The sequence below is a fragment of the Streptomyces sp. NPDC050703 genome (genome assembly GCF_040654435.1).
In the GTDB taxonomy this organism is placed as follows: Bacteria; Actinomycetota; Actinomycetes; order Streptomycetales; family Streptomycetaceae; genus Streptomyces.
In genome coordinates, this window is sequence record NZ_JBFAHX010000019.1 from 1 (window position 1) to 11,972 (window position 11,972).

Below are 11,972 nucleotides of genomic sequence, written 5' to 3' on the forward strand. Positions count from 1 at the left end.
TCCTCCACACCTACAACCACCACCGCTGCCACACCGCACTCGGCGGCCAGCCCCCGATCAGCCGGGTCAACAACGCTGCGGGTCAATACACCTAGAACGGGGGCGTCGCCGGTGCGGGGCCCAGTGTCGTCGTGCCGGGGGCCGCGCGGTGGCCGAGGCCGGTGCGGTAGGCGTCCATCGCGGCCTCCACCCGCCCGGTGCGGCGCAGCAGGTCGCCCAGGAGGCGGCAGAGGTCGGCGAGGTCGCCCGTCGCGCTGGAGCGTTCGAGCAGGGACAGGGCCGCGCAGTAGTGCTCCTCGGCGGCCTCGGTGTCGCCGCGCTCCTCGGCGATGAGCCCGAGCAGCCGGTGCGCGCCGCCCGCGTGCACCGCGCCGCGCCCGGCCCCGAGAGCACCCGCCCCGCCCTCCGTGAGGCCGTCCCCCGGGGCTTCGGCGGTGCGGGCGGTCACGAGGGGCCGGAGCAGTGCCTCCGCCTCCTCGGCCCTGCCCCGCCGGCGCAGGACGTCCGCCAGTTCGACCTCGACCTGCTCCGTGAAGAGCGCGGCCCGCTTGGCGGCCAGGATGGAGCGGGCGGTGCGCAGCTCGCTCTCGGCGCGCTCCAGGTTGCCGTGCTGGGCGTGGACGTAGCCGCGCATCCAGTGGCAGTGGGCCAGTTCCGTGCGGATCTGCAGCTGCCGGTAGAGCTCCTGGGCCTTGGCGAGGGAGGCGTCGGCCTCGGCGATGCGGCCCTCGGCGATCAGCGTGCGGGCCACCCCGCGGTGCATGCCCGCGATCAGCGCGGGGTCGCTCACGCTCGGGGCGAGGGCGAGCGCCAGCTCGGCGGCGTGCGCCGCGCGGACGTGCGCGCCCATGTCCATGTAGGGCGCGATGGACGCCGTGTAGAGCAGCAGCAGGGCCTCCGGGTCGTGCGGGCCCGACGCGTTCAGTTCGTCGAGCGCGTTCTCCAGGAGGTAGCAGGCGTAGCGCAGCTCGCCGGTGAGCAGATGGGCGGTGGCGCGGCCCCGGATGGCGGGCACCCGGCGCGGCAGCGGCTCGTCGGCGAGCAGCCGCTCGACGGAGGCGAAGCAGTCGCGGGCATCGACCAGCGCGCCGGACTCCAGCAGGCAGTCGCCGAGGCCGAGCAGCGCCGCCGCCTGCTCGGCGGCGAACCCGTGCCGTACGGCCTCCTCGTGCAGTGCCTCGAAGAGCGCGGCGGCGTCCTCCGGCGCGCCGGAGGACAGTGCGAGCCGGGCGTCGGTGAGCCGCAGCCGCAGTTCCGTGGCGAGTGCGGCGGGGCGTCCTGTGGCCAGTTCCTCGTGGCTGACGCCGAGACGTTCGGCGAGGTGGCGCAGCGCGGCCTCGGAGGGCCGCACCTTCCCCGACTCCAGGGTGGAGATGTAGGCGGGGGTGTAGGCGGGCTCGGCCAACTGCTTCTGCGTCAGGCCGCGTTCGGCGCGCAGCCGCGAGACGCGCCGGCCGATCTCGGCGGGCTCACCGCTCCTGACGCCGTCCTCGCGCCGTGCCCGCCGGGGGTGGTCGCGCCGTATGTCCTCGACGCGGGCGCGCCCTACCCCTTCGGGACTGTTCTGAGCCACCGCTGTCTCCACAGGTCGCGTACCGAGATGAGCACCGGGAGTCCGCTGCCGCTGTGCGAACGCACGGGCACAGAGGGGGACTTGAGCCCCGACCGTCGCCCGGGACCGCAGGAGCCCCTACGTTGAGCCGCGCCTTGACCCCGCTTGACTCGCCATTTATATCGCGGACTTCGGGAGGAGGCCCATGCCCCCCACGCATCGCATCCCCGACCGGCCAGGAGCGCCGCCCGACGGCCGTGAGGTCAGGCGTGCCGGGGACGCCTCCGCCGTGACCCCGCGCGCGCCGGCGTCCCCGCGGACGGCCGCATCCACACCCTGCCCGTCCGCGCCACCGATTCGACGGACGCGGTGCGCGACCCGGAGCTGCGGACCGCACTGACCGGCACACTCACCTGGCGCGTACGGCGCTGAGCTGCCCCGAGCCGGGCGGCGCGCACTGCTGCGCGGGGGTGCGCGCCGACCGCTTCGGCGCGCTCGACTCCCGTACGACCAGCTCGGGCGCGAGCCGTATGGCCCGCCGGGGCCCGGCTTCGCCGCCGGCGAGGCGCTGGGCGAGGAGCCGCGCGGCCTCGGCGGCGAGCTGGGCCACCGGCTGGCGGACCGTCGTGACGCCGGGCGCGGAGAGCGCCGCCATCGGGATGTCGTCGAAGCCGGTGACGGCGACCTCGCCCGGCACGTCGGCGCCGAGCCGGTGGAGCCGTTGCAGGGCCCCGATCGCGATCAGGTCGTTGGCGCAGACCAGCGCGTCGGGCCGGGCGGGCCAGACCCGGTCGACGGCGGCGCGCCCCCACTCCACGGAGAAGTCGCCGAGCGCCACCCGCTCCGGAGCCCCGGGATCGAGGGCGCGGGACCCGGCCGCGTAGGCGCCGCGCCGCTCGGCGGCGGCCGACGCCGTCCCCTCGGCCCCGATGAAGCAGACCGTGCGGCGTCCCGTGGCGGCCAGGTGATCCAGTACGAGTGCCATGCCCGCGGTGTTGTCGACAGCGACGGAGTCGGCGACGCCGGGCCCGCAGCCCCGGTCCATCAGGACGAGCGGCACCCGGGCCGCCGCCGCGGCCACCGCCGCCCGGCTGCGCTCCTCGTCCGCGGGGATCACCAGGAGGGCGTCGACCCGCCTGCCGAGCAGGTCGGCGATGTGCTCCGCCTCGGCCGCCGGGTCGTCGTCGCAGTCGGCGAGCAGCACGGCACGGCCGTCGGCGTGCAGGGCGTGCGTCAACTCCCGTACGAGGGCGGGGTAGAAGGGGTTGGTGATCTGCGGCAGGACGAGGCCGACCGTGCCCGTGGCGCGGCTGCGCAGGGCGCGGGCCGCCTGGTTGGGCCGGTAGCCGAGCGCCTCGGCGGCGGCCCGGACGCGGTGGGCGGTCTCGGCGCCGACGGGGCGCGTGCCCGCGAGGACGCGGGAGACCGTGGCGACGGAACAGCCCGAGGCGCGGGCCACGTCCTTCAGCGTTGCGTCGGCCACGCCGCGGCCACCTCTCGATCAAGGTCGGGTTGATCAAATTTCGGCAAACGTTATCAGCGGACAGGTGCCCCGGCCAGACCCGATCGCGGGCCGAATTTCGCGACGCATTCCGCCGATCAACCGGTCTTGCCCAGATATGACCTGTGTCCGTTCCGGGCCGGTTTGCCGCGATGTGGCGTCCGCCATTGACATAATTCGCACTCGTGCACAGAGTCTTCGGAGAACGTTTTCCCGAGCCGTCGCCCCGCGGCGCCGGCTCAGCCGAACAAAGAGGTTCCGCGATGCCCCGAAAGATCATCCTGGACTGCGACCCCGGACATGACGACGCGATCGCCATGCTCCTGGCGCACGGCAACCCGGATGTCGAGCTGGTGGCCGTCACCACGGTGGTGGGCAACCAGACCCTGGAGAAGGTCACCCGCAACGCCCTTTCGGTGGCCCGCATCGCGAACATCACCGGTGTCCCCTTCGCCGCCGGCTGCGCCCGCCCGCTGATCCGCACCGTCGAGACCGCCCCCGACATCCACGGCGAGAGCGGCATCGACGGCCCCGTCATGCCCGAGCCGACCCTCGCCGTCGACGACCGCCACGCCGTGGACCTGATCATCGACACGGTCATGGCGCACGAGCCCGGCGAGATCACCATCGTGCCCACCGCGGGTCTGACGAACATCGCCCTGGCCGCGCGCAAGGAGCCCCGCATCGTCGAGCGCGTCCGCGAGGTCGTCCTGATGGGCGGTGGCTACCACACGGGCAACTGGAGCCCCGTCGCCGAGTTCAACATCAAGATCGACCCCGAGGCCGCGCACATCGTCTTCAACGAGCCCTGGCCGGTCACCATGGTCGGCCTCGACCTCACCCACCAGGCCCTCGCCACCCCCGAGGTCGTCGAGCGCATCGCGAAGGTCGGCACGGGACCCGCCGTCTTCGTCACCGAGCTGCTCGACTTCTTCGGCGCCATGTACCTCCAGGCCCAGGGCTTCGACGCGCCGCCCGTCCACGACCCGTGCGCCGTCGCCTACGTCATCGACCCCGACGTCATGACGGTCCGCAAGGCCCCCGTCGACATCGAGCTCACCGGCACCCTCACCCTCGGCATGACCGTCACCGACCTCCGCGCGCCCGCCCCCGACGACTGCCACACCCAGGTCGCCGTCGACCTCGACCACCAGCGGTTCTGGGACCTCGTCGTGGACGCCCTGGAGCGGATCGGGGACGTCCGCGCATGAACGCCGTCACCGAACCCGCCGCAGCCCCCGGCGGCGCGCGCGGCTCCCGCCCGGTGCGCGTCGGCGTCCTGGTCACCGCGCTCCTCGCCGCCTGCTTCGCCTTCCAGCTCAACGCGAGCATGCTCAGCCCCGCCCTGAAGAACATCGAGGACTCCCTCGGGGCGACCTCCGCCGAGATCGGCCTGACCCAGACCGCGTTCTTCACCTCCGCCGCGCTCTTCTCGCTCTTCCTGCCGCGCCTCGGCGACCTGATCGGACGCCGCAAGGTGCTCGCCGGGATGCTGGCGCTCATGGTCGTCGGCTGCGTCGTCGCCGCGCTCGCCGAGAGCGTCCCCCTGCTCTTCGCGGGCCGCGTCATCCAGGGCGTCTCGGGCCCCACCGTGCCGCTCTGCCTGATCATGCTGCGCAACGAAGTGCGCGAGCCCAAGAGGTACGGCACCCTCCTCGGCGTCATCACCGCCGTCAACGGCGGCATCGCGGGCGTCGACTCCCTGGCCGGCGGCTACCTCGCCGACCACCACGGCTTCCAGTCCGTGTTCTGGGCGATGGCCGGCGTGGCCGCGCTCGCCACCCTGCTCGTCGCCACCCTCACCCCGGAGTCCCGGGCCGCCGGCCCGGCCGACCGCCGCATGGACTGGCCCGGCGTCACCCTCCTGGTGGTCTCCGTCGGCGCCGCCCTCATCGCCCTGAACGAGGCGGGCAAGCTCGGCGCGGCGAACTGGCCGCTCGTGATCGGCCTGTTCGCCGTCACGGCCCTCGCCTTCGCCCTGTTCTGGCGCGCCGAGGACCGCAGCAGCCACCCGCTCGTCGCCACCCGCCACCTGCGCCGGCGCTCCACCTGGGCGCTGCTCCTGACCACCGTCCTGACCATGACCGGCGTCTTCGCCGTGATGAACGGCATGATCCCGGCCTTCGCCCAGGACGCCCGGGCCGGCTTCGGCATGAGCGCCGAGCAGTCCGCCTGGTGGACCCTGACCCCGTACGCCCTCGCGGGCCTCGCCATGGGACCCCTCGCCGGGCGCATGGCCGCCACCCATGGCTACGGCCGCGTCCTGCGCCTCGGGCTCATCGGCTCCGCCGTGACGGTGGCCCTGATGCTGGTCACCCTGCACGGCGACTCGCGGCCGCTGCTCCTCGCCGCATCGGTCCTCATCGGCGTCACCTACGCGGGCGTGGGCAACATCGTCCTCAACGGCCTCGGCATCGTGCTCTCCCCGAAGGAGAACCCGGGCTTCCTGCCCGGACTCAACGCGGGCGCCTTCAACCTCGGCGCCGGACTCAGCTTCGCCGTCCTGTACGCGGTGCGGACCGCCGCGGCACCGGCCGACGAGACCTCGACCGCCGGGTACTCGGCAGGCATGATCGCCGGTGTCGTCCTCATCGCGGCGGCCTTCGCGACGTCCTTCCTCATCCCCAAGCCGGTGGAGGCCGAAGCCGCGGAGTGAGCGCGCGGCCGAGACCCGGACCCCGGGCCTCGGCCGTCATTCCGCGTGCGCCCATCCGACGAGACCGGGCGAGTCACCGAACGGGCGCGGCGCGAGCACGGCCAGGTGCGCGGGGGCGTCCTGCCTCTCGGGTTCGAGCGCGAGTGTCTGGACGCCGTCCTCCGCCGCCTTCTCCGCGTCCCCGGTGTGCTCGCGGAAGCCCGCGAAGCGGTAGGCGACCTCCATCATGCGGTTGCGCTCGGTGCGCCGGAACCCGGCGGTCAGCAGGACCCCCGCGCGGGCGGCCTCGTCGGAGAGCCAGCGCAGCAGCGCGGCCCCGACGCCGAACGACACCACACGGCAGGACGTCGCCAGCAGCTTGATGTGCCAGGACGTCGGGCGCCGCTCCAGCAGGATCACGCCGATCGCGCCGTGCGGGCCGAACCGGTCGATGAGCGAGGCGACGAGCACCTCGTGCTCCTCGTCGGCCACCAGGGCGCGCAGCGCCTCGTCGGAGTAGTGCACGCCCGTCGCGTTCATCTGGCTGGTGCGCAGGGTCAGCTCCTCGACCCGGGAGATCGCCTCGTCACCGGCGCGCTCGATGCGCAGCTCAAGACCGAGCGAGCGCAGGAACTCCTCGTCGGTGCCCACGTGCTCGGTGCGCTCCGCCTCCCGGCGGACACCCGCCTGGTACATCTGCCGCCGCCTGCGGGCGTCGCCGGTGACGACGGCCGGGGTGAACTCGGGGCGGGCGGGCAGCCCGAGGGCGTCCTCCGCCGGGTAGCAGCGCACCTCGGGCAGGTGGAACGCGACCTCGGCGCGTTCGGCGGGCTGGTCGTCGATGAAGGCGATCGTCGACGGCGCGAAGTTCAGCTCTTCGGCGATGGCCCGCACGGAGGCCGACTTGGCGCCCCAGTTGATGCGCGGCAGCACGAAGTAGTCCGCGATCCCGAGCTTCTCCAGGCGCCCCCAGGCGTGGTCGTGGTCGTTGCGGCTGGCGACGGCCTGGAGGATGCCGCGCGAGTCCAGTTCGACGATCACCTCGCGCAGGCCCTCGTGCAGGGCGACCTCGCCGTCCTCCAGGAGCGTCCCGCGCCACAGGGTGTTGTCCAGGTCCCAGACCAGGCACTTGATCGTCGGCTGCGCTTCGGTCACCGGCTTCACACCTCCCACAACGTCACCGTCCACGCGGCGACCGGGCTGTTGCTCAGGACGAGGACGTACTGGCCGCGGGCGACCTCACCGGTGGCGAGGAGGCGGTCCAGGTTCAGGACCACGTCCATCGGGCCGAGATGGCCCAGCTCCGCCAGGTGGGTGGCGCAGACCGGGTGGATCGGGAGCCCCAGCGTGGCCTTGTAGAAGTCGAAGGCGCTGGAGGTGACGTTCTGCATCAGCGTGGCGGCCACGTCGTCCTTGCCGATGCCCGCGTCCGCGAGCACCTGGTCGACGAGCTTGCCGAGCCTGGTGCGGCTGTGCATGGCCAGCTCGAAGGAGTAGCGGTCGTTGTCGTCGCACACCTCGCGCCACTGCGACCAGGGGCTGTTCTTGTACTCCACCTTGAACAGGTCGTGGAAGGAGCTGTCCGCCTCCATGCGGTGCGCCGTCAGCAGCGGCCTGCCGCCGCGCACCAGCGTCATGGCGAACGCCCCGTCCCCGATCACCGTGACGGGGCGGCGCACCCGGTCGGCGGCGGTGGGCCGGCTGCCGTAGGTGAGCAGGACGCATCGCCGGGAGGGGTCGCCGTTGAGCAGGTCCCTGCCGAGCGCCCAGGCCGCCGACGAGCCCGCGCAGCCGAGGCCGTCGACGGTGAAGGGGAAGACTCCGGTGAGCCCCGCGAGGTGGGCGATCTTGCCCGCGTCCGAGCCGATCAGGACGTCCGGTGCCCGGGAGCCGATGTGCAGCATCAGATCGGGGGTGCCGGGGTGCGCGGCGAGCAGTTCCCGGCAGGCCCGTGCGGCGAGTTCGGTCGGCTCGGTGTCGGGGAAGACGCCGACCGACTTGATGCCGGCCTGCTCGGCGAACTTCAGCTCCTCGTCGGTGAGCCTCGCCAGCTCGGGCAGGTCCACCACGGCCACGCGCTCGTCGGGCAGCAGGCAGTGGATCGCGCCGACCCCTATTCCCGCCTCTTCGGTTCCCGTGCCTTCGGCAGCCGTCGTCATGCCACACCCTCCAGCGCGCGCTCCGCGAGGATCAGCTGGCAGATCTCGTCGCTGCCCTCGATGATCTGCATCAACTTGGCGTCCCGGTAGGCACGGGCCACCACCTCGCCGTCCACCGACCCCGCCGACGCGAGGACCTGCACCGCGGTGGCGGCGGCGTGTGCCGCGCGGCCCGCGGCGACGTGCTTGGCGAGCACCGCCTCGCCCGTCACCTCGGGGGAGCCGCTGTCCCAGCGGTCCGACGCGTGCTCGCACACGCGGGTGGCGGTCTGCTCGGCGACGAACAGCTCCGACAGGTGCCGGGCGACGAGCTGGTGCTCGGCCAGCGGCTTGCCGAACTGCTCGCGGCGGCGGGCGTGGTCGGCGGCGGCCCGCAGACAGCCGCGGACGATGCCCACGCAGCCCCAGGCCACCGAGAGCCGGCCGTAGGTCAGGGCGAGGGTGGTCAGCAGGCCGAGCGACTGGCTCGTGCCCGAGAGCACCCGGTCCGCGGGCAGGCGCACGCCGTCGAGGACCACGTCCGCGTGGCCCGCCGCGCGGCAGCCGAGGGGCTGGGCGATCGGGTCCACCGTGACGCCCGGGGTGTCGGTGGGGACCACGACGGCCGCCGCGCCGTCCTGGTAGCGGCCGAAGACGACGACGACGTCGGCGTAGGCGGCGGCGGTCGACCACACCTTGTGCCCGTCGAGGACGACCTCGTCGCCGTCGTCGGTGATCGTGGTGGCGATCGCCGAGAGGTCGCTGCCGGCCCGCGGCTCGCTGAACGCCACGGCCGCGAGGGAACCCGAGGTGAGCCGGGTGAGCTCCGTGGAGCGCTGGCGGCGGGTGCCGAAGCGCTGGATGGTCCAGGCGGCCATGCCCTGCGAGGTCATCACCGACCGCAGCGAACTGCACAGCGCCCCCGCGTGCGCGGTCAGTTCACCGTTGGCCCGGCCCGTCAGGCCGTGCCCGCCGTACTCGGCGGGCACCTCGGCGCACAGCGCGCCCTTGGCGCCGAGCCCGCGCAGCACCTCACGGGGGATCGCCCCCGCCAGGTCCCACCCCGCGGCCCGGTCGGCGGTCTCCGCACCGATCAGGGCCGCGAGTTCGTCACTCACCGGAGCCCGCTTCGGCGAGCCGGAGCACCAGGGCCGTCATGGCGTCGACCGTACGGAAGTTGTCGATGCGCAGGTCGGGGCCCTCGACGGCGATGCCGAAGGTCTTCTCCACGTGGACCACGAGCTCCATCGCGAACAGGGAGGAGACACCGCCGGTCGCGAAGAGGTCGGTGTCCGCCGCCCAGTCGGTCTTGGTGCGCTCCGTGAGGAACCGCTTCAGCTCGGTCCTGACGTGCTCCGCCGACAGGGGAGGGGTGGTGGTGGGCTCGCTCATCTCCGTGCTTCCTCTCAGGGCTTCTTGTGGACGAGGGTCAGGCCGTCGGCGACGGCGAGCATGGAGATGTCCACGCGCTCGTCGTCCCGCAGCAGGGCGTTGAGTTCACGGATGGCCAGGGTGTCCGGGTCCTGCGCGGCGGGGTCGACGACCTTGCCGAAGAAGAGGGTGTTGTCCAGGACGAGCAGCCCGCCGGGGCGGACCAGGGCGAGCGCCTGCTCGTAGTAGCGGACGTAGTTGGCCTTGTCGGCGTCGAGGAAGGCCAGGTCGAAGCTGCCGGGGCCGTCCTGCGCGCCCAGCGCGCCGAGCGTCTCCGCGGCGTCGCCGAGCCGCAGGTCGATCAGGTCCGCGACCCCGGCCCGCTCCCAGTAGCGGCGGGCGACGGCGGTCCACCGCTCACTGATGTCGCAGGTGACGACCGTGCCGCCGGGCGGCAGGGCGCGTGCCATGCACAGACTGCTGTAACCGGTGAAGGTGCCCACCTCCAGGACGCGCCGCGCCCCGGTGACCCGTACCAGGAGGGCGAGGAGCTGGGCCTCCTCCGGCAGGACCAGCATGGCCTGGAGCATGGGCATGCCCGCGGTCTCCGCGCGCAGTTCGCGCAGCACGTCGTCGTCGCGCAGCGACATCCGCCGTACGTAGTCCAGGAGCGGTTCGTCCACGGCGAGCTGACCGGCCATCAGGAGACCACTCCCGTATAGGTGTAGAAGCCCTTGCCGCTCTTGCGGCCGTGCTCGCCCGCGTCGACCTTCTCAAGGAGCAGTTCGCACGGGCGGCAGCCCTCGTCGCCGGTGCGTTCGTGCAGGACCCGCAGGGAGTCCACGAGGTTGTCGATGCCGATCAGGTCGGCGGTGCGCAGCGGCCCTGTGCGGTGGCCGAGGCAGTCCCGCATCAGCGTGTCGACGTCCTCGGCGCTCGCCCTGCCCTCCTGCACGACCCGGGCCGCGTCGTTGATCATGCGGTGCAGTACGCGGCTGGTCACGAAGCCGGGGCCGTCGCCGACGAACACACCGCGCCGCCCGAGCGCGGTGAGGAGCCGCCCGACCGATTCCACGGCCGCGGGCGAGGTCCGTGAGCCGCGGATCACCTCGACGGTGCCGATGAGGTACGAGGGGTTCATGAAGTGCACGCCGAGGAGGGCCTCGGGGCGCGGGAGCTTCGCCGCGAGCTCGTCCACCGGGATGGAGGAGGTGTTGGTGACCAGGGCGGTGTCCGCACCGACCACGCGGCTCACCTCGGTCAGCGCCGCGGTCTTCAGGCCGGCCTCTTCGGTGATCGCCTCGATCACCACGTCCGCGTCCGCGCAGTCGGCGGGCGAGCCGCCGGTCACCAGCTCGGCGCGGGGCCGCTCGGAGCGGACGCCCATGAGCTGCGCCGTGCGCAGTTCGCGCTCGATCCGGGCCGGGGCGTCCGCCCGCTTCGCCGGATCGGTCTCGATCAGGACCACGGGCACGCCCCGGCCGAGGGCGAGCGTGGTGATGCTGACCCCCATGACGCCGGCGCCGAGAACGGCGAGCCGTGGGGTGGGATCTTCCTCTGTCACCGCGTACCTCCCCATGCCGGGCGGTCGACATCAATGAATGGTTCGCTCGGGAAGCGGGTATGGACTTCCGCTCGGCGCGCGAGGACCGCGCGAAGATCGTGAAGATATCGCCGTGCGGTGCCACGGTCGGCGTCACTGTGCGACATCACCGCGTGGGATCACCGCGGGACATCGCCGCAGAACATCACCGTGTGGTCGCCACACGGTGCGTGGTCTCCACACGCTGGAATGCTGTATTCCGCAAACTTGGGACACCGGTCGGCGAGATGCTCGACGGGTCGCAATGCGACGCCACGTTCCTCCCCTTCGATCCGACGCCGGACGACCGTAGCATGATTGTTCCGGGGTGGCGCCAGGGGCCAATAGGCCCTGAATCCCGAGACTCCGCCTCGAATGCGGGGCGGCCTGCGGCTTCTCTCTTTTTCCGTACCTTCTTCTTCTCCCGTGAATATGTCGCGGGCAGGTGGGGAATAGGTTTCCGGGTTCGGTCCGCACGCCTTGCCGGGGTGCGGCTCTTCCGTGTGCCGGCGTGCGTGAGGAGGGGTGGAAACCCGGCACGTGGCGTCGCTTACAAGCGGCTCAAGGTGCCGGAATCGGGCACAAACGGACGGAATGCCGGCAGGTGCGCGCTACGGAGCGTGGGCGTGTCAACTTCCTTCGCTTACCGGCCAGTTGTCGGGCCACGGTGGCGCTCGTGTCCGGAAACGACCTCCCGGAACACCTGCCGGTGCGGCCGGGCGGAAGCCTGCGGAGGAGTTGTTTTCGCTGGCCATTGAGGGTTTAGCGATGATTAGTTGAATGACTGATCAGTATCGTGGGTGTGAATGATCACATGCTTGCCGTTGCTGGATATCAAGTGTTAGATTCCGGTTGACCGATGAAGCTGACGGGGGGTCGACCGCTGAGCATGCCTACGGACAGTGATGCAAGTGGAGTCGTCGGCCGATCTCATTCTCCGCGTGCGGCCCGGCCCGTGACAGTTCATCCGGTCAATCCCGTGATCAATACTTCGCCGCAACGGCGGACGCCCTTTCCGCGCGCACGTGGGTTCCGTCTCATGTAGGCCGAACGCGAGCCGATGGTCCCGCTCGGTGCTGAATCTCTTCAGCCCTTATTGACGAATTGTTCACCTTGGACCGCACCACATTGTGGCGCGGTGCTGTGGGCCGCCCTAATTCGAGCCTCAAGGCACCCGGATGAGACGAAGGTCT

The 11,972-nt window shown here is 72.2% G+C and carries 10 protein-coding genes; 2 read left to right on the forward strand and 8 right to left on the reverse strand.

The annotated features are described in order from the left end of the window. Positions 1-91 precede the first annotated feature (91 nt). Together AB0I16_RS19115 and AB0I16_RS19120 are read right to left on the reverse strand one after the other, a co-directional pair. Positions 92-1,459 (reverse strand): helix-turn-helix transcriptional regulator, encoded by a 1,368-nt coding sequence (locus AB0I16_RS19115; RefSeq protein ID WP_363250682.1) that lies wholly within the window; start codon positions 1,457-1,459, stop codon positions 92-94. A gap of 502 nt (positions 1,460-1,961) precedes the next feature. Further along, positions 1,962-3,035 carry a LacI family DNA-binding transcriptional regulator gene (locus AB0I16_RS19120; RefSeq protein ID WP_363250592.1) on the reverse strand — a complete coding sequence of 358 codons (1,074 nt, stop codon included), beginning with the start codon at positions 3,033-3,035 and terminating at the stop codon, positions 1,962-1,964. A 281-nt stretch (positions 3,036-3,316) separates the two neighbouring features. Between AB0I16_RS19120 and AB0I16_RS19125 the strand changes: the two genes are divergently transcribed. Together AB0I16_RS19125 and AB0I16_RS19130 are read left to right on the forward strand one after the other, a co-directional pair. After that, entirely contained in the window at positions 3,317-4,264 is a 948-nt protein-coding gene (locus AB0I16_RS19125; protein WP_363250593.1) for a nucleoside hydrolase, read from the forward strand. Beyond that, the gene (locus AB0I16_RS19130; protein WP_363250594.1) at positions 4,261-5,709 is read left to right on the forward strand and encodes an MFS transporter; all 1,449 of its coding nucleotides are present in this window, start codon (positions 4,261-4,263) and stop codon (positions 5,707-5,709) included. The genes AB0I16_RS19125 and AB0I16_RS19130 overlap by 4 nt, the downstream gene beginning before the upstream one ends. A 36-nt stretch (positions 5,710-5,745) precedes the next feature. Here the strand turns inward: AB0I16_RS19130 and AB0I16_RS19135 are convergent, their stop codons facing one another. From AB0I16_RS19135 to AB0I16_RS19160, 6 genes are read right to left on the reverse strand one after another with little or no spacing between them, the layout of a single operon-like run. Then, the gene (locus tag AB0I16_RS19135; RefSeq protein WP_363250683.1) at positions 5,746-6,852 is read right to left on the reverse strand and encodes an HAD-IIIC family phosphatase; all 1,107 of its coding nucleotides are present in this window, start codon (positions 6,850-6,852) and stop codon (positions 5,746-5,748) included. Further along, positions 6,849-7,847, reverse strand: coding sequence for a 3-oxoacyl-[acyl-carrier-protein] synthase III C-terminal domain-containing protein (locus tag AB0I16_RS19140; RefSeq protein ID WP_363250595.1), 999 nt, complete (start codon positions 7,845-7,847; stop codon positions 6,849-6,851). The genes AB0I16_RS19135 and AB0I16_RS19140 overlap by 4 nt, the downstream gene beginning before the upstream one ends. After that, positions 7,844-8,944, reverse strand: a complete 1,101-nt coding sequence (locus AB0I16_RS19145) for an acyl-CoA dehydrogenase family protein (RefSeq protein WP_363250596.1) — start codon at positions 8,942-8,944, stop codon at positions 7,844-7,846. Before AB0I16_RS19145 ends, AB0I16_RS19140 begins: the two co-directional genes overlap by 4 nt. Beyond that, on the reverse strand, positions 8,937-9,218 hold the full coding sequence (locus AB0I16_RS19150; RefSeq protein WP_363250597.1) for an acyl carrier protein: 282 nt from the start codon (positions 9,216-9,218) through the stop codon (positions 8,937-8,939). The genes AB0I16_RS19145 and AB0I16_RS19150 overlap by 8 nt, the downstream gene beginning before the upstream one ends. Positions 9,219-9,232: 14 nt before the next feature. Then, complete coding sequence (locus tag AB0I16_RS19155; RefSeq protein ID WP_363250598.1) at positions 9,233-9,898, reverse strand: class I SAM-dependent methyltransferase; 666 nt, start codon at positions 9,896-9,898, stop codon at positions 9,233-9,235. After that, complete coding sequence (locus AB0I16_RS19160; protein WP_363250599.1) at positions 9,898-10,761, reverse strand: 3-hydroxyacyl-CoA dehydrogenase family protein; 864 nt, start codon at positions 10,759-10,761, stop codon at positions 9,898-9,900. Before AB0I16_RS19160 ends, AB0I16_RS19155 begins: the two co-directional genes overlap by 1 nt. Positions 10,762-11,972 lie beyond the last annotated feature (1,211 nt).

Bases quoted from the DNA above. Each gene is read 5' to 3' on its own strand.
- AB0I16_RS19125 (WP_363250593.1), top strand. From the start codon at position 3,317: ATGCCCCGAAAGATCATCCTGGACTGCGACCCCGGACATGACGACGCG.
- AB0I16_RS19130 (WP_363250594.1), top strand. From the start codon at position 4,261: ATGAACGCCGTCACCGAACCCGCCGCAGCCCCCGGCGGCGCGCGCGGC.
- AB0I16_RS19140 (WP_363250595.1), bottom strand. From the start codon at position 7,847: ATGACGACGGCTGCCGAAGGCACGGGAACCGAAGAGGCGGGAATAGGG.
- AB0I16_RS19150 (WP_363250597.1), bottom strand. From the start codon at position 9,218: ATGAGCGAGCCCACCACCACCCCTCCCCTGTCGGCGGAGCACGTCAGG.
- AB0I16_RS19155 (WP_363250598.1), bottom strand. From the start codon at position 9,898: ATGGCCGGTCAGCTCGCCGTGGACGAACCGCTCCTGGACTACGTACGG.